Annotated in this window: 18 protein-coding genes; 8 read left to right on the top strand and 10 right to left on the bottom strand. The window is 68.7% G+C overall.

Features of this window, described 5'->3' with window-relative positions; all coding sequences use genetic code 11:
- Positions 1-15: 15 nt before the first annotated feature.
- Entirely contained in the window at positions 16-1,161 is a 1,146-nt protein-coding gene (locus ABFX55_RS31735) for an acyl-CoA dehydrogenase family protein (RefSeq protein WP_346126351.1), read from the bottom strand.
- A 117-nt stretch (positions 1,162-1,278) separates the two neighbouring features.
- On the opposite strand from ABFX55_RS31735, the gene ABFX55_RS31730 reads away from it, so the two are divergent.
- The 6 genes from ABFX55_RS31730 (at position 1,279) to ABFX55_RS31705 (ending at position 8,032) form a co-directional block, all read left to right on the top strand.
- Positions 1,279-1,752 carry a hypothetical protein gene (locus tag ABFX55_RS31730; RefSeq protein ID WP_346126350.1) on the top strand — a complete coding sequence of 158 codons (474 nt, stop codon included), beginning with the start codon at positions 1,279-1,281 and terminating at the stop codon, positions 1,750-1,752.
- Positions 1,753-2,125: 373 nt separating this feature from the next.
- Positions 2,126-3,511, top strand: coding sequence for a hypothetical protein (locus ABFX55_RS31725; protein WP_346126349.1), 1,386 nt, complete (start codon positions 2,126-2,128; stop codon positions 3,509-3,511).
- 15 nt (positions 3,512-3,526) lie between these two features.
- Positions 3,527-4,300, top strand: a complete 774-nt coding sequence (locus ABFX55_RS31720) for a class F sortase (protein ID WP_346126348.1) — start codon at positions 3,527-3,529, stop codon at positions 4,298-4,300.
- Between the two features lie 77 nt (positions 4,301-4,377).
- Positions 4,378-5,760 (top strand): hypothetical protein, encoded by a 1,383-nt coding sequence (locus tag ABFX55_RS31715; RefSeq protein WP_346126347.1) that lies wholly within the window; start codon positions 4,378-4,380, stop codon positions 5,758-5,760.
- Between the two features lie 5 nt (positions 5,761-5,765).
- Positions 5,766-6,509, top strand: a complete 744-nt coding sequence (locus tag ABFX55_RS31710; RefSeq protein WP_346126346.1) for a class F sortase — start codon at positions 5,766-5,768, stop codon at positions 6,507-6,509.
- Between the two features lie 377 nt (positions 6,510-6,886).
- On the top strand, positions 6,887-8,032 hold the full coding sequence (locus ABFX55_RS31705; RefSeq protein WP_346126345.1) for an acetyl-CoA C-acetyltransferase: 1,146 nt from the start codon (positions 6,887-6,889) through the stop codon (positions 8,030-8,032).
- Positions 8,033-8,288: 256 nt separating this feature from the next.
- On the opposite strand, the gene ABFX55_RS31700 is transcribed toward ABFX55_RS31705, so the two are convergent.
- From ABFX55_RS31700 to ABFX55_RS31675, 6 genes are all read right to left on the bottom strand, one after another.
- Complete coding sequence (locus ABFX55_RS31700; RefSeq protein WP_346126344.1) at positions 8,289-8,426, bottom strand: hypothetical protein; 138 nt, start codon at positions 8,424-8,426, stop codon at positions 8,289-8,291.
- 199 nt (positions 8,427-8,625) lie between these two features.
- Entirely contained in the window at positions 8,626-9,003 is a 378-nt protein-coding gene (locus tag ABFX55_RS31695; protein WP_346126343.1) for a hypothetical protein, read from the bottom strand.
- 54 nt (positions 9,004-9,057) lie between these two features.
- Positions 9,058-9,903, bottom strand: a complete 846-nt coding sequence (locus ABFX55_RS31690; RefSeq protein WP_346131327.1) for a carbohydrate ABC transporter permease — start codon at positions 9,901-9,903, stop codon at positions 9,058-9,060.
- The gene (locus ABFX55_RS31685) at positions 9,903-10,787 is read right to left on the bottom strand and encodes a carbohydrate ABC transporter permease (RefSeq protein WP_346126342.1); all 885 of its coding nucleotides are present in this window, start codon (positions 10,785-10,787) and stop codon (positions 9,903-9,905) included. The genes ABFX55_RS31690 and ABFX55_RS31685 overlap by 1 nt, the downstream gene beginning before the upstream one ends.
- Before the next feature lie 64 nt (positions 10,788-10,851).
- Positions 10,852-12,135 (bottom strand): extracellular solute-binding protein, encoded by a 1,284-nt coding sequence (locus ABFX55_RS31680; protein WP_346126341.1) that lies wholly within the window; start codon positions 12,133-12,135, stop codon positions 10,852-10,854.
- Between the two features lie 467 nt (positions 12,136-12,602).
- Positions 12,603-13,328 carry an alpha/beta fold hydrolase gene (locus ABFX55_RS31675; protein WP_346126340.1) on the bottom strand — a complete coding sequence of 242 codons (726 nt, stop codon included), beginning with the start codon at positions 13,326-13,328 and terminating at the stop codon, positions 12,603-12,605.
- A gap of 195 nt (positions 13,329-13,523) precedes the next feature.
- Between ABFX55_RS31675 and ABFX55_RS31670 the strand changes: the two genes are divergently transcribed.
- Positions 13,524-14,477: an alpha/beta hydrolase gene (locus tag ABFX55_RS31670; protein ID WP_346126339.1), complete on the top strand. Its 954-nt coding sequence runs from the start codon at positions 13,524-13,526 to the stop codon at positions 14,475-14,477.
- Between the two features lie 78 nt (positions 14,478-14,555).
- Positions 14,556-15,389, top strand: a complete 834-nt coding sequence (locus ABFX55_RS31665) for an alpha/beta fold hydrolase (RefSeq protein ID WP_346126338.1) — start codon at positions 14,556-14,558, stop codon at positions 15,387-15,389.
- Here ABFX55_RS31665 and ABFX55_RS31660 read toward each other — a convergent pair.
- The 3 genes from ABFX55_RS31660 to ABFX55_RS31650 all read right to left on the bottom strand — a co-directional run bounded on the left by ABFX55_RS31660 (position 15,364) and on the right by ABFX55_RS31650 (position 21,006).
- Positions 15,364-17,661, bottom strand: coding sequence for an ATP-binding protein (locus tag ABFX55_RS31660; protein WP_346126337.1), 2,298 nt, complete (start codon positions 17,659-17,661; stop codon positions 15,364-15,366). The genes ABFX55_RS31665 and ABFX55_RS31660 overlap by 26 nt on opposite strands.
- A 274-nt stretch (positions 17,662-17,935) precedes the next feature.
- Entirely contained in the window at positions 17,936-19,798 is a 1,863-nt protein-coding gene (locus tag ABFX55_RS31655) for an acyl-CoA dehydrogenase family protein (protein ID WP_346126336.1), read from the bottom strand.
- A 473-nt stretch (positions 19,799-20,271) separates the two neighbouring features.
- Entirely contained in the window at positions 20,272-21,006 is a 735-nt protein-coding gene (locus ABFX55_RS31650) for a class I SAM-dependent methyltransferase (protein WP_183650969.1), read from the bottom strand.
- Positions 21,007-21,079: the final 73 nt, after the last annotated feature.

The raw sequence follows: 21,079 nt of genomic DNA, 5'->3' as shown, positions 1-21,079 counted from the left end.
ATGAACCAGTATGGTCTAGAAGCCGAAGGAGCGGCCGATAATCTCCTTCATGATCTCCGTGGTGCCGCCGTAGATCGTCTGCACCCTGCTGTCCACCCAGGCCTTGGCGACCGGGTACTCCATCATGTAGCCGTAGCCGCCGTGCAGCTGCAGGCAGCGGTCGATCACCTTGTTCTGCAGCTCCGTGGTCCACCATTTCGCCTTGGCCGCGTCGACGACCGACAGCTGCCCCGCGTTGAGCGCGACGACGCACTTGTCGACGAAGTGGCGGGCGATCTCGGTCTCGGTGGCGAGCTCGGCGAGCACGAACCTGGTGTTCTGGAAGCTGCCGATAGTGCGGCCGAAGGCCTGCCGGGTCTTGCAGTACTCGATCGTCTGCTCCAGCACCGCCTCGGCCGCCGCCACGGCCGCGACGGCGATCGACATGCGCTCCTGGGGCAGGTTGTTCATGAGCTGGAAGAAGCCCTGGCCGTCTTCCTCACCCAGCCTGTTGGCCACGGGCACCCGTACGTTCTCGAAGAACAGCTCGGCGGTGTCCTGCGCCTTCATGCCGATCTTGTCGAGGTTCCTGCCGCGGCCGAAGCCCTCCATGCCGCGCTCGACGACGAGCAGCGTCGTTCCCCTCGCCCCTGCCGAGGGGTCGGTCTTGGCCACCACCACGACGAGGTCGGCGTTGATGCCGTTGGTGATGAACGTCTTCTGCCCGTTGACCACGTAGTGGTCGCCCTCGCGCACCGCCGTGGTCCTGATGCCCTGCAGGTCGCTGCCCGCTCCCGGCTCGGTCATCGCGATCGCGGTGATCAGCTCACCGGAGACGAAGCCGGGCAGCCAGCGCTGCTTCTGCTCGTCGTTGGTGAGGTCGACCAGGTAGGGGGCCATCACGTCGTTGTGCAGCGAGAAGCCCAGGCCGGACGCGCCGGTCCTGATGATCTCCTCGACGATCACCGCGTTGTAGCGGAAGTCGGTGATGCCCGCGCCGCCGTACTCCTCGGGCACGGAGAAACCGAACATGCCGAGCTCGCCGGCCTTCTTCCAGACCTCCCTCGGCACGATGCCGTCTTTCTCCCACTGGGCGTGGTGGGGGAGGACCTCGCGGGCCATGAACTCTCGGACGGTCTCCTGGAAGAGCAGGTGCTCCTCCTCGAAGAGGTCTCGCTGCATCAGTCGCCTCCATGCTGGGGTTACGGCAACAGAATACAATTCTGTTCATTCGTACGGCAGGCGGAAACTGTCGGAGCGGCTCCCTAGAGTGAGCCACCCCCCGACAAGGAGCAGACGTTGAGCCCTTCCTCCGACGGCCGTCACGACTTCGACTTCATCTTCGGCGACTGGCGGGTGCGCAACCGCAAACTCGTCGACGTCACCGACCCCGCCTGCACCGAGTGGGTGGAGTTCGACGCCACCGCGCACGCCGAGCCGATCCTGGGCGGCCTGGGCCACATCGACCGCATATGGACCGAGACGTTCGAAGGCTTCACCCTTCGCCAGTTCGACCCCGAGGCGGGGGTGTGGCGCATCTGGTGGGCCTCCACCCGCCAGCCGGGGCAGCTCGACCCGCCGGTGGAAGGAGCCTGGCGCGACGGGCGCGGCGAGTTCGTCTGCGATGACGTACTCGGAGGGCTGCCGGTGAAGGTCCGCTTCGAGTGGACCCGCCCGACACCCGAGACCGCCCGCTGGGAACAGTCGTTCTCCTACGACGAAGGGGCGAGCTGGCGCACCAACTGGACCATGGACCTGTCCCGCCCCGCCTAGCCTGAGTACAGCTCCTCCAGGCCGAAGGTCCGTGCGCCGGTCAGGCCCTGGTCGAATCTCGTTCTCCCACGACCGTGGACGCCACCACTGAGGAGACCTGGCTCGCCAGGTGGGCCATGAACCCGTCCTGCCGTCGTTGGCCAGCCCGCATGTATCCGGACGGGAGTTGTTCCCGTGCAAGTTGCCACTGGCTGTCCTGTCTCACTTCCGCGCCAGTACCGAGCACGACGTTGGACACGGGTTCATCACAAGTGTCGCCGGTTGTCTCTTTCTCCTGTGTAGCAGGTGATTGAAACCTTAAGATCTGCTCTTGGTTTCTGGGAGATCGGAGTGTGCCGTGGCTCGGTGGCGCAGCGCTTTAGCAGCCGGATCGGTGGGGCTGACCGCAGCCGCCTGCGTACTGTTGCCGACGGCCCCCGCCTCGGCGGCCCCCGCGGATCTGGTCATCGACTACGAGTGCACGGGCACCAGCCCCGCCAGCATCGCGAAGTACCCGCCGGTCCGGCTCAGGACGAGGTTGACGTTCGCGACCGACCTCGTCGTCGGCGGGGCGCTCGACCTCAAGTGGTCGCTCGCCTACAAGGACGCGAGCCGGTTCACCTCGCCCGGCTACTACGCCGGCGGCGCGCAGATGAACGTCATGGGCAACGTCCAGATCGCCGGTGCCTGGCAGAACATCCTGCAGCCGACGGGTGCGACCACGATCACGCAGGGGCTGCAGTTCGACAAGGAGCTGCCGCTGCCCGCGGGAATCTCTGACCCAGGGCTGCTCAACAAGCCGGGCGTGATCAGGATCGAGCCCAAGGACATCGTCGTCGACTTCGCGCCGCCGGACGGCGAGGCGAACGTCAACGACGGCAACGACATCGACAACCCGCGCGGCCACGTGATCACCTACGGGCCCGGCTGGACGCCGTTCGACGATCGTCCGAGGTCCGAGAAGCACATCCACAACGACTACCACGAGACCGCCAGCCAGTACGCGTGGGCCGAGCTCAAGTTCGTCGGCACGGGCGTGCAGTACGTGGGGCCTCGAGACCACGAGGGCGGCCCGGTCGAGATCGAGCTCGACGGCGAGGCGCGGGGATCCGTGGACCCCTCCAAGGACGCCATCGGTGACCCGGTCAACGAGGTGCACAACGGCGGGCACACGTTGTGGGAGCTGAACGGGCTCCCTTACGGTGAGCACAAGATCAAGATCACGAACGCGACGACGAGGAAGGCGTGGCTCGACGCCTTCCGGGTGATCACGAACAAGGCCGCGGTGCCCACGGACTTCCACCGGGCCACCTGCAAGATCGTGAGCAACCCGGTGTCGATCGAGGTGACGGTCAAGGACAGACCAGGTCCGTCGCCGACGGTCACGCCCACCACGGGGCAGCCCTCGCCGTCGGTCACGCCCACCCAGTCGCCGAGTCCTTCGACGTCGACCAGCCAGCCGAACCAGAACAACAACAACGGCAACAACAACCACCACGACGACAGGACCATTGCCGACAGGCTCGTGTCGGTGCACGGGAACACGACCAGCACCCCCACCGCCACGTCCAAGCCTTCGGCGGGTCCGACCGCGACCAACTACGTCGCGGCCCAGGTGAAGAAGACGCCCTTCGGCGGTGTGCCGTCCGGTGAAGCGCCCGTGGCCTCCCAGCAGCCGTACGCCCTGCTGGCAGGCGGGTCCGTGCTGCTCCTCGGGAGCGCGGCGGGCGGGGTCGTGATGAGACGGCGGCGCGCCGCGCACGCCGGGAACCGGCGTTAGAGGGAGGGGCGGATCATGACCGAGCAGAAGTCGCTGCTGAACAGGGCCCTTCCCGGGCTGCTGATCGCCGGGTCGCTTGGCGGCGTGGCGACCATCATGGCCGGCCTGCTGGCCTTCATCACCCCGGTGGACGACGGCTCCGACGGCGCCGTGCCGGTGGCCCAGTCCGGTCAGGGCGGCGAGACCATCGGCATGTACAACGTGGCCAACGCGTTCGTCCTGCCTAGCGTCGGTCCTGGCGGGCCGAACAAGCCGCTGGCCCCCGCCGTGCTGAGCGCGCCCCCGCCCGCCCCTGCCGGTGCGGTCGTGGCGCCGATCAAGCCCACCGCCAAGAAGGCGAAGCCGACCCGCATCCGCATCCCCAAGATCCAGGTGAACGCGCCGATCGGCGGGGTCACCGTCGACTCCAAGGGCGAGCTCCAGGCCCCGCCGACGAGCAAGCCGAACCTGACCGGCTGGTACCGCTTCAGCCCGGTGCCCGGCGAGAAGGGCCCGTCGATCATCAACGGGCACGTCACCACCAAGAGCGGCGCCGCGGTGTTCAGGCGGTTGAAGGAGCTCGCCAAGGGCGACTTCATCTACGTCTACAGGTCCGACGGCAAGGTCACCCGCTTCACGGTGAGCGGGATCGAGCAGGTGAAGAAGTCGGCCTTCCCGACCAAGCGCGTCTACGGCAACGTCACCAACTCCCAGCTGCGGCTGATCACCTGCGGCGGGATGGTCGGCGCGAACGGCCACTACGACGACAACGTCATCGTCTACGCCACCCTGTCCAAGAAGAAGGGATAACGGACGGGGAAATTTGGGCGGATATTGGAAGTTTGATGACGATTCACAGGGAGAGTTCGTAGGATCTCTACCGAACCGTGACCAAGGACTGGGATCCTGTTACGCCAGTTGCAGTCGGTCACTTGCTGTGTTTGGAACGGAGAGAGACAGTGCAGAAGTCAAAGGCGCGGCGCCGCCTCGCCCTGAAGACCTCCGCCCTGGGCCTCGCGGGAACGCTGGCTCTCTTCGTCGGGTCGATAGTCGGTCTGGCCTCGCCCGCACAGGCGACGGCGGTGGACCAGACGATGACGATCCCGTTCTCGTGTACCGGGGGGTCCTTTGCCGGCACCGACAGGGTAGCCGTGAAGATCACGACTCCTGACACGGTCCCCACGGGCCAGAAGGTCGCTGTGACGTGGGAGTTCACCTCGATAAAGACGAGTCAGGTCATCAATGCAGGAACGACTCTCGCGATCGAAGCGGACCTCGACGTCACGGGCGTGACCGAGACGGCGCCCAATTGGGACCCCGAGCCAGACATCACCATTTCCACTCAGATCCAGGTCGGCCAGTCGCCCACTGTGCCGCAGAAGAAGGTCGAGCTCACGCCCAGCGGAACGACTCCCGTAGTGGTGAAGCCGCTGACTGGGCAGAGTCTGAAGCTGATCGTCGCGTCGAGTGCCGGCACTGATGTGGAGTCAACGTGCACCGCAGGTGCGGCGACGCCCGCCAGCCTCTCCACCACGGTGGGAGGCGCAGGCGGCGGAGGCACGGGTGGCGACACGGTCTCCTACAAGTGCGCCACGCAGAGCAGTGGGGACCCGAAGGACGCCACCATCACGGTGGCCATGACCATGCCGACAGCGGCCAAGGCCAACGAGGAGCAGACCGTCCCCGCCACCTACACGGGTGGGCAGTTGACGGTGCCCACGGGCGGGTTCACCACAGGAGCGAAGTTCATCGCCACCGCCTCTGTGAGCGGGGCCGGCGTCTCCGGCACCTCGGTGACCGCGGAGGCGGCGCTCACGACTCTCACCGCCGGCTCGACGATCACCTTCCCCTCGGTCAGCTTCAAGGTGAAGCCCACCACGGCCGGCACGGTGACGTTGAAGGCTTCGGACCTGTACTTCGGAACGTCGACCTCCGTGTACCAGTACAAGTGCACGGTTCAGGCCACCCCGGCACCGAAGAGTCACAGCTTCACCGTGACCGCTGCGAGCACTTCGCCCTCTCCCTCGCCTTCTCCCAGCACCAGCACCAGTGCCAAGCCCACTCGTACCGTCACCGCGACCGTTACCCAGACGCCTGTCGGTGGGGGGAACGGGAAGGTGACCAAGACGCCCAAGGGTGCCGCCGAGACCGGTGGTGGCGGGGACATGGGGCCTGACGGGCGGATGTTCGTGCTCACCGGGTCGCTGGTCGTGCTGGCCGCCGCGGCGGGCGGGCTGGTCCTGCGTCGCCGCTCCGTCTCCAGGGGTTGACCCCCGTGGCGCCGCACTATCCCGAGCCCTATGACGATCGCGGCAGCAAGATCCTTCGGTCCACGCTGATCCTCGCCGCGGTGGCGGGCGTGTTGACCGTGGTCGTGGGGTTGGTGTTCATGCTGCTCAACCCCGAGGAGTACGGCCTGTCGGAGGGGCGGCAGTCGCTGTCGCTGTCGAGCCAGCCCGACGCGATCTCCTCGGGACAGCCGAAGCAGGCGCTGTTCGAGGCGCCCCCGACGGCCCCGCCGCCGCTGCCCCAGGTGGTGCCCGCGCCGCCCATGCAGCCGTCGAACCCGCTCAGGGTGGTCATCAAGCGGCTCGGCATCAACGCGCCGGTCTCGTCGGTCGGGGTGGACAGGAAGGGCGCGATCCAGACCCCGCCGATCGACAATCCGAACCTGGTCGGCTGGTACCGGCACGGGTCCACGGCGGGTGAGGCTGGCCCCGCGGTGATGCTGGGACACAAGGACACCAGGACCAGAAGCGCGGTGTTCAGCCGGCTCGGCGAGATCCGCAACGGCGACGTCATCGAGGTGAAGCGGCGCGACGGCACGACCGCGGTGTTCACCGTGGGCGGGGTCGAGCAGGCAGGCAAGGCGACCTTCCCGACCCAGCGCGTCTACGGGGACCAGGAGAACGCGCAACTGCACCTGATCACGTGCGGCGGCGCCTACAACCGCAGCACCGGGCACTACACCGACAACATCATCGTCTACGCGACGATGACCGGTTCTCACCGCTCCTGATCCTCCGCGCCGCGGGGCTCGGATCCTGCCCGTACGGCAGGCCCACCCCAGCCCACCGCGGTCACCCCTGACCACCCGTCCATCACGCCACTCCAGCACGACTCCGGCCGGGCGCCGTCACGTCGCCCGTCTCAAGGTGCGACGTGACGGCGGGAACCGAAGTCGTGCTGGAGGACGCGTGATGGACGGGCGGCAACCGGCATCCCACGGTGGCCTCCACCCGGCGGGAGCCGTACGGGAAGGTCGTTGGAGCCGGAGGGCGGACAGGGAGAGCCCTGCGGAGACACCGGGTGAGGCGACTCTCACAGGCACAGAGCAACATTCTGTTGTAACCTCTCACTGACCGAATGTTGCTCGGTTTTGACCCGGGAGGCACTGTGGCAGAGGCATACATCGTCGGGGCGGTCCGCACCCCCGTCGGTAAGAAGAAGGGCGGCCTTTCCACCGTCCACCCCACCGACCTGGCCGCGCGCACGCTGAAGGCGCTCATGGACAGGACCGGCGTGGACCCGGCGGCCGTCGAGGACGTCATCATGGGCTGCGTCATGCAGTTCGGCCCGCAGAGCATGGACATCGCCCGCAACGCCTGGCTGAGCGCGGGGCTGCCCGAGACGACCGCGGGCGTCACGATCGACCGCCAGTGCGGCTCGTCCCAGCAGTCGATCCACTTCGCCGCGCAGGGCGTGCTGTCCGGCACGCAGGACCTGGTCGTGGCGGCGGGCGTCGAGTCGATGAGCATCGTCCCGATGGGCTCGTCGATCACCGCGGCCCTGGAGAAGGGCATGCCCTTCCCGTTCGGCGAGATGTGGGTCGAGCGGTACGGCAAGCAGGAGATCTCCCAGTTCCGCGGCGCGGAGCTGATGTGCAAGAAGTGGGGCCTGACCCGCGAGGAACTGGAGAAGTTCGCCTTCGAGTCGCACCAGAGGGCGGCCAAGGCGATCGCGAACGGCTACTTCAGGGACCAGATCGTCCCGGTCAACGGAGTGGAGGACGACGAGGGCCCCCGCCCCGACACCACCCTGGAGAAGATGGCGAGCCTCAAGACGCTGAAGGAGGACGGCGTCATCACCGCGGCCACGTCGTCGCAGATCTCCGACGGCTCGGGCGCGCTGCTCATCGCCTCCGAGCAGGCGGTCCGCGACCACGGGCTCACCCCGCGCGCCCGCATCCACCAGCTCGCCCTCACCGGCGACGACCCCGTCTACATGCTCACGGCGCCCATCCCCGCGACCCAGAAGGCGCTGAAGAAGGCCGGGCTGTCGATCGACGACATCGACGTCACGGAGATCAACGAGGCGTTCGCGCCCGTGCCGCTGGCGTGGATCCGCGAGCTCGGGGCCGACCCCGCCAAGGTCAACCCGAACGGCGGCGCGATCGCCCTCGGCCACCCGCTGGGCGGCACCGGCGCGATCCTGATGACCAAGCTGCTGAACGAGCTCGAGCGCACCGGCGGCCGCTACGGCCTGCAGACGATGTGCGAGGGCGGCGGCCAGGCCAACGTCACGATCATCGAGCGCCTCTGACTCGAAGCCGGCCCGGGCCGGCCGACGCCGGTCCGGGCTAGTATTCGATCATGAACGAGGACTCCAGTCTCGTCGAGAGAGGCCACGGTGGCGGTGGATCCGACGGGGAGTCCTTCCGAACTCGTCCAGCGGTGGGACGTCGCTCTTCCCTCCGACCCGCTACCGGCGGTCTGCGCGGTAGCGGGCGACTCCTTCATCAGGAGGGAGTGGCAGCGGCACCTGCCAGGAGAGCCGTATGAATCGATCTGCCCGTAGATCAGCGGCCCTTGGGCGGGATGCGGCGCGGCGGCGCGATGGGCCGCTGCGGCATCTTGGGCATCTGGCGGGGAAGCTGCGGTGTCTCCCTGCCGGGCAGGTTGGTGCCGTGCTTCTTCTTGCCTGAACGAACTCGCATAAGAGTGCTCCTTTACGCAACTTGCGACGCGGCCGCATCGAAGATGGCCGGTCGGGCAAGCTCAGCTGCCGCGTCTGGATGGACGGGGTCTCAAGTGCTGAGTGGCGGGTGGCTGATCTGGTCAGCCCCGCGCATTACAGGTAAAGGCGCATGGCTCAGACGTTAGGGCAGCGCGAGTACGGCACGCAACGGATTAAATTCAGCCGCAGTAGGCGTTCCCGACGCCCTCCAGGGGGTTGCTGGAGCCGACCTGCCCGTAGAACTCGATGCACTTGCCCTTGCCGTACACACTGACGGGGCCCGCGTAGTACTTGTAGTTGCGGGCGTCCGTCTTCGACGTGCCGCCCTCGACCCCGAGGGTCACCCGGATGTACTGCAGGACGCCCGGCCTGTTGGTGTAGGTCATCGCGCAGTTGTAGCCGGTCGAGGAGTTGTAGTAGACGGAGATGTAGCCGCCCTTGATGGGCCAGTTGTCCAGGTGGGTGCCCGAGCAGGTGGCGGCCGAGGCGGGGCCCGCCGTACCGACCAGGGCGCCGGCGCCCAGGACGAGGGCGGCGGCGATGGTGCGCAGCTTCAAGGAGTCCTCCGAGATCGTTAATGAAGATCGCGGAGGACTTTAGCAAGATTGTCGCTATTTGATCGAACCGGCTGTCAGGCCGCCGACGACCTTGCGCTCGATCAGCGCGAACAGGATGATCACCGGGAGGGTGGCGATCACCGAACCGGCGAACAGGTTCTGCCAGTCGACCGAGTACTGACCGATGAAGGAGTTCAGCGCCACCGTCAGCGGCTGGTTCGCCGGGCTGGTCGTCAGGGTCAGGGCGACCACGAACTCGTTCCACGCCGCGATGAAGGTGAAGATCAGCGCGGTGATGACGCCTGGCATGGCCAGCGGCAGCGTGATCCTGAACAGCGCGCCGAAGCGGCCGTTGCCGTCCATGAAGGCCGCCTCCTCCAGCTCCCTGGGGATGGAGGCGAAGTAGGCGTTGAGGATCCACACCGCGAAGGCCAGGTTGAACCCGCCGTTGACCAGGATCAGCGACCACGTCGAGTCGACCAGGCCGAACTGGTAGAACTCGCGGTAGATGCCCACCAGCATCGCGGTCGGCTGGAACATCTGGGTGATCAGCACCAGGATCAGGAAGGCCGTGCGCCCCCTGAAGTTGTGCCTGGCCGAGTAGTAGGCCGCGGGCAGCGCGACCAGCAGCACCAGCAGCGTCGAGCCCGCCGCGACCTTCAGCGTCACGAGGAGGTTGTCGGCCAGGCCGCCCGTCCAGAAGTTCAGCAGGTTCGACCACTCGAAGGACGAGGGGAAGTACTCCGCCTCGCGCAGGCTGCTCTGCGGACGCAGGGCTGTGAGCAGCATGACCAGGTAGGGGAAGAGGAAGATGAACGCGATCACGTAGGCCGAGCCCGCGATGACCACCTTCTTGACCGACGGCATCGCGCCGCCCGTCACGGGACGGGAGTGGGCCATCACGCCACCTCCTGCTTCCACTTGGAGATCTTGAGGAAGATGGCGGTGAGGACGATCACCATGCCGAAGTTCACGACCGACATCGCCGCCGACTCACCGATGTTCGAGCCCTTCAGGATGAACATGAAGATGGTCGAGGTCGCCGTGGAGTAGCCCGGCTGGCCGTGGGTCATGGACCAGATGATCGGGAAGCTGTTGAAGACGTTCATCACGTTGATCAGCGCGGCGACGGTCAGCGCGGGTCGCAGCAGCGGCAGCGTGATCGACCAGTACGTCCTGAACTTGGAGGCGCCGTCCATCTTGGCCGCCTCGTAGACGTCCGAGGGGATCGTCGCCAGGCCCGCGAGCAGCGCGTACGTGGTGAACGGCACGGACACGAAGACCGCGACGAAGATCAGCCAGGGGAACGCGGTGGCGGCCTGGCCGAGCTGGTCGGCGTCGGAGCCGCCCATCGCGGGGATCAGCCCGAGATCGCGCCTGATCAGGTTGATGATGCCGACCTCGGGGTCGAGCATCCACTTGAAGATGATCGACGTCATGAGCACCGAGGCGGCCCAGGGGGCGATGAGGGCCCAACGGGCGATCTTGCGCCCAGGGAAGCGCTGGTTGAACAGCTGGGCCAGCGCCAGCGAGATCAGCACGGTGAAGCCGACGACCGCGACCACCCAGATGAGGCTGCGCAGCATCACCGGCCAGAAGTCGGTCTCGGCGAAGAGCTTGTCGTAGTTCTCGGTGCCGTTCCAGCCGCGGACCACGCCGAACCGGCTGACCTCGAGGAACGACGTCCGAACCATCTCGATGACCGGCCACAGGACGACCAGGGCGATCAGCACCACCGCCGGCCCCACCCAGGCCAGGGGTTCCAGAACGCGCAACCTTTTCATGAAAAACCTTCCATGGGAGTACGGCCGGCGCTGGGGGCAGCGCCGGCCGTACCGACTCCGAGGATCAGCTGCCCTCGGCGACCTTCTGCAGGTCGCCGAGCACCTTCGCCGGGTCGTCCTTGACGGCCCCGCCGATGGTCTGCTTGATCGCGGTGTTCACCTCGGACCACTTGGGGTCCTTGAAGGGGTAGAAGCTCGCGTTGGGCAGCGCGTCGAGGAACGGCTTGAGCTTCTCGTCGCCCGACAGCTTCTCGATGCCGCCGTTGGTGACGGGCAGCAACTTGTAGTTGTCGACGATCTTCTGGGTGGCGTCGCCGGTGTAGAAGTAGTCGAAGAACTTCTTGATCTCGGCGGCGTGGCCGTTCTTGTTGAAGGCCATGATCCAGTCCATGACGCCCAGAGTGGTGTCGAGGGGACCGGTCTTGCCGGCGATCGGGGCCACGGCGTACTTGCCGTTCACGGCGCCCTTGTCGAAGATCGGAATCGACATGGGGCCGCCGTTGACCATGCCGACCTTGCCCGCGGCGAAGTCCTCCCAGACCGTCTTGCGGTCCTTGGTGCCGGGGTTCGGGGTGGTCAGGCCGGCGTCGACCAGGCCCTTCACGTACTGGAAGGCCTCGACGTTGGCGGGGGAGTTGACCGTCCACTTGCCTGAGGCGTCGGTGTAGCCGCCGCCGTTGCCGAGCATCCACAGGAAGGACTCGCCCTGGGCCTCCTCCTGGCCGAGCGGGAGACCGAACGGCTGGCTGACGCCTGCGGCCTTCAGCTTCTCCGCGGCGGCCTTGAGCTCGTCCCACGTCTTGGGAGGCTCAGTGATCTTGGCCTTCTCGAACAGCTCCTTGTTGTAGAAGAGCGCACGGGCCGAGGAGACGAACGGGATGCCGTACGCGGTGCCGTCGACCTTGCCGAAGTCGGCGAACTTCGTGAGCATGTCCTTCGAGACCTCGGGGGAGAGGACCTCGTCGGCCTTGTAGAGCAGGCCGTCCTTGACGAAGCCCGAGTAGTCGCCCGTCTGCAGGATGTCGGGCACCTGGCCGTTCTGGACCATGGTGGCGACCTGCTTGTCGATGTCGTTCCAGGAGATGACCTGGACCTCCACCTTGATGTTCGGGTTTGCCGCCTGGAAGCCGTCCACCACGGACTTCCAGAACTTCGTGCCGGCGTTGTCGGCCGTGGGGTTGTCGCCGTAGTCGGCGGCCACCATCTTCAGCGTGACCTGCTCGCCGCCGGCCGCCGCCCCCGTCGAACCGCCCTCGGCGGGCGTGCCGGCGTCGCCGCCGCCACAGCTGGACAGGACCAGCATGGTGGCGAGGCCGAGAGCGGCGCCGCCCACAAGCTTGATGTTCACCGTAGATACCGCCTTCTCGTCGGACGGGCCGTTGGTCCATACCAGCCGGCGGAACCCGCCCAGGGATGAGATGCGCGCGCCTGTCAGCACCACGCGTTTGCGTCAGGGTAGGGCGGGATTCATCGCCTGGTCTATACCGGCGCATATCGGTTTGAAAACAACGCGGCGAAACCGGTCTAGACCGGATAAGTCAAACTTTGTCGGAAGGTGATGCTAATCCGGTGATTTCAAGCAAGTGTAAACTTTTTGCAGCGTGGAGCTTCCTCGTCATCACCGGCCGTCCGCGTCCCGCTTGGCCTCCGAGGCCTCGGTGATGATCGAAGGCGTGCTGCTGCGCCTCCATCGACCGGCGGCGGCACCCAGGGTCGGGCGTCTGGTCGGGTTCGCCGGCCCTTACGGTGACTCCGCGCCGGGACGGAGACGCCGAGGGCCGGCAGCATGGCCTACCGGTGACCCAGGATGAGAGGTCAGGCCGAGGTGGCCCGAACCGCCTCGCGGATCACGTCGGAGACCTCCTTCGGACGGGACAGCGCGACGGCGTGCGAAGCGCCCGCGACCTCGACGCCGGCCGCCCCCGCCCGCTTGGCCCCGAACCGCTGGACGTCGGGGTTGATCGCCTGGTCGGCGCCGGCGATGACCGCCCATGAGGGCTTCGTCTTCCAGGCCGCCGTGCTCGCGGTCTCGGTGAACGCCCGGGCGGCGAGCGGCCGCTGCGCCACCGCCAGAACCTTGGTGACCTCGCCGGGCACGTCCGCGGCGAAGACCTGAGGGAACCTCTCGGGCTCGATCGTCAACTCGACGCCGGGTTCGGCGCCCTCGACCGGGTAGGCGGCCTGCCGCAGGCTCGCCGCCAGCGGCGGCTCCGGGAATCGTCCCTGCAGCTCGCCGAGGCTCTCGCCCTCCTCGAGGACGTAGGCGGCCACGTAGACGAGACCGACGACGTTCTCGGTCGCGCCTGCCACGGTGATGATCGCACCACCGTAGGAGTGGCCGACCAGCACGACGGGTCCGTCGATCTGGGCAGCCACGGAGGCGACGTACGCCGCGTCGGAGGCCAGGCCGCGCAGCGGGTTGGGCGGGGCCACCACGGGGACGCCGTGCTGCTGCAGTTCGGCGATGACGCCGGACCAGCTGGCGGCGTCGGCGAACGCGCCGTGCACGAGGACGACGGTCGGGGTGGTGCTCTCCGTCATGGAAGCGCTCCTTGTCGGCAAGGGGTCAGTGGTTTCAGCGGCGATCCAAACAGGCCACGGCAAGGGGAGACGAGGCGGAAGCGTACTTCTGCCTGTGCTTCTGCCTCGTCCTCGCCCGGTGCTGCTTGCTTGGATGTGCGGTGAACGGGAGCCCCCCTTGTGCCGAGGGCCCCGCCTTTCCCCTTTGGAGCGATGATGAGCAAGCCTGTCCTGGAACCTGCCGCGCGAGCCTTCGCCGAGGCCACCGCCCAGCCGCCCTACCTCTTCCAGCTCACGCCGGACGAGGGCCGTAAGACCGTGAACGACGTCCAGTCCGGCCCCGTCGACAAGCCGGCCGTGGATGAGGAGTGGGTGACGATCACCGGTGGCCCCACCGAGGAGGTCCGAGCCCGCGTCGTCAGGCCCGCGGGCAGCACGGGCGACCTTCCCGTGATCATTTACATCCACGGCGCCGGCTGGGTCTTCGGCAACGCCCACACCCACGACCGGCTGGTGCGTGAGCTGGCGGTGGGCGCCGGCGCCGCCGTCGTCTTCCCCGAGTACGACCTGTCGCCCGAGCACCGCTATCCGGTGGCGATCGAGCAGAACTGGACGGTGGCGCAGTGGATCGTCGCCGAGGGCGCGGCCAGGGGCCTGGACGCCACGCGTGTCGCGGTGGCCGGCGACTCCGTCGGCGGCAACATGGCCGCCGCGCTGACACTGATGGCCAAGCAGCGCGGCGGGGTCGCGCTGCGGCAGCAGGTGCTGTTCTACCCGGTGACGGACGCGTCCTTCGACACCGGCTCCTACCAGCAGTTCGCCGAGGGCTACTTCCTGCGCAGGGACGGCATGCAGTGGTTCTGGGACCAGTACACCACCGACGAGGCCCAGCGAGCCGAGATCACCGCCTCCCCGCTGCGCGCCACGACCGAGGAGCTGACCGGCCTGCCTCCGGCGCTGGTCATCACCGCCGAGGCGGACGTGCTGCGGGACGAGGGCGAGGCGTATGCGAACAAGCTGCGCGCGGCAGGGGTGCCCGTGACCGCCGTGCGCTACCAGGGGATCATCCACGACTTCGTCATGCTCAACGCCCTGCGCGAGACCCAGGCGGCCGGGTCGGCGATCGAGCTGGCCATCGGCACGCTCCGGAAGGCCCTCGCCACGAGCTGAGGCCGTCCTGCTGACCCGTACGGGGACCGCCGCCACCTCCGGCGGTCCCGTGCCGACCCCCCGACCTCGGACGGATTGATGCCTTCCAGCTTCGAGCACGCCCAGATACGCCACGCCAACCTCACCGGCCGGATCCCCGTCGTCTTCGTCCACGGCCTGTGGCTGCTGCCCACCAGCTGGGAGCGCTGGGCTCAGGTGTTCGCCGAGGCGGGATTCGCCCCGGTCACTCCGGCCTGGCCCAGCGCGCCACCGGCCGGGGCCGCGCCTGCCGGGACTGCGCCTGCCAGGACGGCAGGCGAGGTGGCCGGCCACTTCGCGGACCTGATCGGCGGGCTCGATCGCAGGCCCGCCGTGGTCGGCCACTGCACCGGCGGCCTGCTCGCGCAGATCCTCGCAGGGCGCGGCCTGGCCTGTGCCGCCGTGGCCATCAGCCCCGCGCCCGTCCAGGGCGCGCTGCCGCTGCCGATCTCCCCTCCGCGTGCCCCCGTCCGCGGGCCGGCCGACCAGGCCGTCGCCGGCAGCGCCGTCCCGCTCACCTACGACCAGTTCCGCCACGCCTTCGCCAACGCCGTCGACGAGGCGGAGGCCGAGCGCCTGTACGAGAGGTTCGCCGTCCCCGCACCGGGCGTGCCGCCGCTCCAGGCGGCCGCCGCCTTCGACCCGTGGAGCGAGCCCGAGGTCGACCCCACCGCGAAGGACAGGGGCCCGCTGCTGCTCATGTCAGGCGAGATGGACCGTATCGTCCCCTGGGCCGTCGCCCACGCCTCCTACGAGAAGCAGGTCCGCAACGAGCACCACCTGACGGAGATCCTCGAAATGCCCGGCCGCGGGCACTCGCTGACCGTCGACGGCGGATGGCGCGAGGTCTGCGGCACCGCTCTGACGTTCATCCAGCGTTTTGTGGACGCGTGACGGCAGCAGCTGACCGGGCGACCTGCTCGAGGAGCTCCAGCACCCTGGCCGCCCTGACGGCGTCACCGGAGGCCTCGTACAGCTCCATGGCCTCACGGAACGCTTCGCGGGCCTGCTCGACCTGCTCCAACCGGACCAGCGCCTTGCCCAGGCTGGTCAGTGTCGCCGCCACGGCCCGGCTGATCGGGCGCTCGCTCATCTCCCACAACGCCTGGCGGTAGTGGTCGGCGGCCTCCTGCCAGCGTCCGAGGGCGAAGTAGCCGTCACCCACCAGATTCAGCGTCGCGCCGACGGCCTGGTTGACGATGGCGGGCGAGCCGCCGAAGGCGGGATCGCGCAGCCGGTCCACCAGGGCCAGGTTGTGCCTGACGGACTCCTCCACCCGGCCGAGCCTGCGCAGGCAGTGCCCCATGCTGGTCATGGCCTGGGCGTAGCCCTCCGTGTCCCCTGCCTGCTGGAAGCACTCCGCCGCCTGCCGGGTGTAGCTCAGCCCGCTCTCCTTGCTCGGGTGGTCGTCGCGAGCCCACAGCGACCAGGTGGCGTAGATCAGCGACCAGCCCTGCTGGCGCACGTCGCCGATGTCGCGGGCCAGCTCCAGCGCGCGCAGGGCGGTCGCCTCCGCCTCGTCGAAGCGAGCCTGGCAGTAGGTCTGCGCCCAGGACAGGTAGTTGAGATGCGCCGCCTCCTGCGCGCGGTCGCCCATGGCGCGGGCGGCCCTGGAGGACAGGTCGAACACCTCCGGCCAGTGCCCCCAGTGCATCCACAGGTCCGAGAACCAGTGCATGGCCTCGGCCACCTCGACGACGCGCGCGTGCTCGCCGACGCGGAAGGCCTGTCTCAGCGCCGCCAGCCAGGCCTCGCCCTCTGTCTGGAGCCACTCCTGTGCCTGTTGCGAGCTGTTCAGCTCGACGAGGGAGCTCCAGTCCTGCGGCGGGGCGCCGTAGTCCGGCTCGAACCAGCGCCCGGCGACCGTGGCGACCTCGAGCAGCCAGTCGTCCATACGCCGCCGAGCCTGCCGCTGGGCCTGGACGGGCTCCTCCTCGGACAGCCGGGCGCGGGCGAACAGCCGTACCAGGTCGTGGAAGCGGTAGCGGCCCACGTACGGCGACTGCAGCAGACCGAGGTCGACCAGTTCCTCCAGGGCGTCCTCGGCCTCGGCCCTGCCGAGCTCGGCCAGGACCGCCGTCATCGGCGCACCGAACTCCGGCGCCGCGGCCAGCGCCAGGCGGCGGAAGCTCTGCCGGGCCGGCAGGGAGAGCTGCCGGTACGACAGCGCGAAGGCGGCGGCCACGGACAGGTCTCCCGCGGACAGGGACTCCACTCGCCGTCCCTCGTCGCCAAGGCGTGCCGCCAGTTGCCCTGCCGTCCAGCCGGGTCTGCTCTGCAGCCGGTTGCCTGCGATGCGCAGAGCCAGCGGCAGGTTTCCGCACAGGCTCGCCACCTGTGCCACCCCGTCCGGATCGGCCGCGGCGCGCTCCGCGCCGACGATCGCGCGCAGGAGGGCGGCCGCCTCCTCCGCGGCCAGGTGCGCCAGCGGGAGCTGGTGCACGCCCTCCAGTCCTGCCAGTGGCCTGCGGCTGGTGACCAGCGTCATCACCGGCCCTGCCGAGGGCAACAGCGAACGCACCTGGCCTTCGTGGGCCGCGTTGTCCAGGATGATCAGGCACCGCCGTTCGCGCAGCAGGGCCCGGTACCGGCCTGCGCGGTCCTCCTCGTCGGCGGGGATGCGCCGCTCGGCCACGCCCAGGGCCTTGAGCAGCCGGGACAGCGCCGTCCCCGAGTCCAGCGGGATCGGATCCATGCCGCGCAGGTCCAGGTAGAAGCGGCCGTCGGGGAACAGATCGTCCAGTTGCCCTGCGGCTCGCACGGCCAGCGCTGTCTTGCCGATGCCGGCGGCCCCGGAGACGGCCGCCACTACGGCGGCCTGCTCGTCTCCCGTACGAGCCGCCAGTTCGCGCAGCGCACGCAGTTCCCGTGTCCGCCCGGTGAAGTCGCCCACTCCGCGGGGCAGCTCACACGCCCCCGGCGCGGGGGCCTCCTGACGGGGTCGGCCCGCCCGTGCCGCCTCAGACAGCGCCACCCGCTGCGCGTCGTCAAGCCGCAGCGCCTCGGCCAGCGCCTCCACGGTGCGCCGTTGCGGGCCCCGGCTGGTTCCGCGCTCCATGTCGCCGATGGCCCGTACGCTCACGCCGGATGTGTGGGAAAGCTCCTCGATCGTCAGCTGGGCGGCGTGTCGCCAGCTTCGCAGCAACCCGCCGAACGACTCCGCCACCCGTCCTCCTCACGATCGCCCTCGGCGAAGTACTACAAAACGCCGCATATCACCCTACCTATCCACTGGGAGCGGATGTCCTCCTGCGCCATGGCCGCCGCCTGCCCGGAGTGGGGCGCGGCCAGGAGGGTCCTCCGGTTTGTAGGGACGACACAGCCGGCCTTCTCGCGGGACGAGCGGACTGCCTCCATGGCGGCAGGGAGGGGTCGGGCCGCTGGTCGCCGAGGTGTCGTCCTCTGCCGCGCCGCCGCTGGCGGACTCTGCCGCGCCGCCGCTAGCGGATGTGCCGGTGGACGTTCTCGCCGTCCGTCGGAGCGGCGATCCACGGGCCCTCGACGGACGGGTCGAGAATCCCCTCCTCGAGGAAGGTGTAGCGGCCGTCGAGGACGTAGCCCGCCACCCTCGCGTCATGGGCGTCGCTGTTGTCCCACAACCTGTCGAACAGCGCGTCCACCCGGATCCTCGACTGGCGGCAGAACACGTCGGCCAGCTCCATGGGACGCCGTCCGAGGTCGCGGGAGTCCTCGTCGGCCCGCACGCAGACCGCCGTCATCGCGAACAGCTCGGCGCCGATGTCGACGATCCTGCCCAGGAAGGCCTGCCTGTGCTCCATGCCGCCCTGCCACCTCGACATGGCGTAAAAGGTGGACCTGGCCAGCTTGCGGCTGGTCCGCTCCACGTGCCGCAGATGATGGGCCAGCGGGCCGAAGGCGCCGTAGGCGACGGGGAGCGTGCCCTCGCCGACGACCAGCCCCGGCAGCCACCTGGCGTAGAAGGCGCCGGCCCGCCTGAGCGCCCTGGCTCGGTCCTGCCTGGAGGCGTCAGGGTCGATCAGCTCGCCGGCGACGGACAGGTGCGCGTCCACGGCCTCCCTCGCGATCAGCAACCGCATGATCTCCGAGGAACCCTCGAAGATCCGGTTGATGCGCAGGTCGCGCAGGATCTGCTCGGCGGGCACGCCGCGCTCGCCGCGCGCGGCCAGCGACTCGGCCGTCTCGTAGCCGCGCCCGCCTCTGATCTGGACCAGCTCGTCGCCCACCCGCCAGGCCATCTCGCTGGCGAACAGCTTGGCGAGCGCGGCCTCGATCCTGATGTCGTTGGACTCGTCGTCGGCCAGCCTGCTCGACAGGTCGCACACCGCCTCCAGCGCGTAGGCGGTGGCCGCGATGAACGCGACCTTGGTGGCCACCGCCTCGTGCTCGCCGACCCTGTGCCCCCACTGCACGCGCGCGTTGCACCACTCGCGGGCGATCTTCACCGCCCACTTGGCGTTGCCCGCGCACGTGGCGGGCAGCGACAGCCTGCCGGTGTTCAGCGTGGTGAGCGCGATCTTCAGACCGTCGCCCTCGCGGCCGATCCTGTTGCGGGCGGGGACGCGTACCCCCTCGAACCGCGTCACCCCGTTCTCGATCCCGCGCAGGCCCATGAAGGAGTTGCGCCGCTGGACGGTGATGCCGGGCGAGTCCGCCTCGACCACGAAGGCGCTGATCTTCCTGCCCGTCCTGGCCATCACGACCAGCAGGTCGGCGACCACACCGTTGGTCGTCCACAGCTTGACGCCGTCGAGCACGTAGTCGTCCCCGTCGAGGGTCGCGGTCGTGGACAGGCGCGCAGGGTCGGAGCCGACATCGGGCTCGGTCAGCAGGAACGCCGAGATCTCCCCTCGGGCGCAGCGCGGCAGGAACTCGCGCTTCTGCTCCTCGGTGCCGAACAGCCGCAACGGCTGCGGCACCCCGATCGACTGGTGCGCCGACAGCAGCGCCGACAGCGCGGGGCAGTAGGAGCCGACCAGCATGAGCGCCCTGCTGTAGTACAGGTGGGACAGGCCGAGGCCGCCGTACTCCTCCTCGATCGTGATGCCGAAGGCGCCGAGGCCGGCCAGGCCCCTGACCACCTCGTCGGGCACCGTCGCGGTCCGCTCGATCTGCGCCGGATCCACCCGCGAGTCGAGGAACCTGCGCAGGGCCCTGACGAACTCCTCGCCCCTCTTGGTGGCCGACTCGTCGAGGGTGGGGATCGGGTGGACGAGATCGAGCCGGAAGTCACCGAGGAAGAGCTGCCTGCCGAAGCTCGGCCGCTCCCACTCGGCCTGCCTGGCCTGCTCGGCAACCTCTCGCGCCCGCGCGTACTCGGTCATAACGGCCTCCGCTCGCGTTCCTCCGATTCTGTTCTTCCCCGCGCCTGCCGTCGACACCCGATTCTGTGATCATCTCGTACGGCCAGGCCGGGTCATGCCCACCCTCGGCACGTGGCCCGGGTCTGTCCAGGGAGACGGCCATCGAGCGCGCGTGGCCGGGGTCGCGTGACGCCGGGGTCGCCGGCGTGGCGGCTTCGGGGCCGGGCGGGCGTGGGCGCGAGAGTTCGCCGACTCGCACGGCTCACAGAAACGAGAGCTCGCCGGTTCGCTGGATTCGCAGGTGCGAGGTCGCGGCCTTATGGGTTCACGGGCGACGTTGCGGTGATCGGCCGGAGTCCTGCTGGAGCACGCGTGAAAGACCGACGGCCACCGGTGACTCCGGTGGCCGTGGGGTGGCTTCGCCGTACAGGATCGTGAAGAGGCAGCTCGGAAAACGGCGGGAAAGCGCCGCGCGAGCTACGAAGCGGATCGGGTCAGGAGGGCACGCGGGCGACGCAGAAGACGGTCTGGCCGAACGGGGGGCGGATGAAGCGCTCGATCAGGCGCGTCGCCGGCACCACCGTGCGGTCGTAGATCTTGACCAGGCGCGGGTCAGGGTAGCCGACCCCGCCGCGGCGGACCGCGGCCCACCAGGCGATGCCGCCCAGGAAGTTGATCGGCTTGATGACGTCGATGTCGAGCCCCGCCTTCGCCACCGAGCTGCTCAGCGTCTTGGGCGTGTAGCGCTGGACGTGGCCGACCTTCTTGTCGAAGTCCCCGTATAGCTGCATGTAGCCGGGCACCCAGATGATGATCCTGCCGCCGGGCGTCACGACGCGGGCCAGCGAGCGCAGCGCCCCCGCGTCGTCCTCGATGTGCTCGAGGACGTTCATCATGACGACGGTGTCGACCTTCTCCTCCATCGGGACCGCGTCGGGGAGGGCGAAGTGCAGCACGTCGATGTCGGAGCGGTCGGCGAAGCGCTTGCGCAGCTGCTCGACGCAGTAGGGGTCGAAGTCGCTGACCACGAGCCGGTCGAGGCGGGGCAGGAACTGCTCGGCGAAGTGCCCGAGACCCGAGCCGATCTCCAGCATGGAGCGGCCGACGTGGGGCGCCACCATGTCGAACTCGTACTGCCGGTAGTTCTTGGCCTCGTCGCCGCCGAGGTGGTTTTCCAGAGCCTCGTCGCCGGCCGCCGGTTGGACCACGCGGTCGTACCCAGATGACATGAGAGCTGTTCCTCCAAGAATGCGGTGCCGCAGAGTCTAGTGCCCGCTCGGATCTCCGGGTCACTTCATCCGC

Source organism: Nonomuraea roseola (genome assembly GCF_039535395.1).
Classification (GTDB): domain Bacteria; phylum Actinomycetota; class Actinomycetes; order Streptosporangiales; family Streptosporangiaceae; genus Nonomuraea; species Nonomuraea roseola.
Note: the sequence above shows the minus strand (reverse complement) of the source record. Positions and strands in the feature narration are given on the sequence as shown.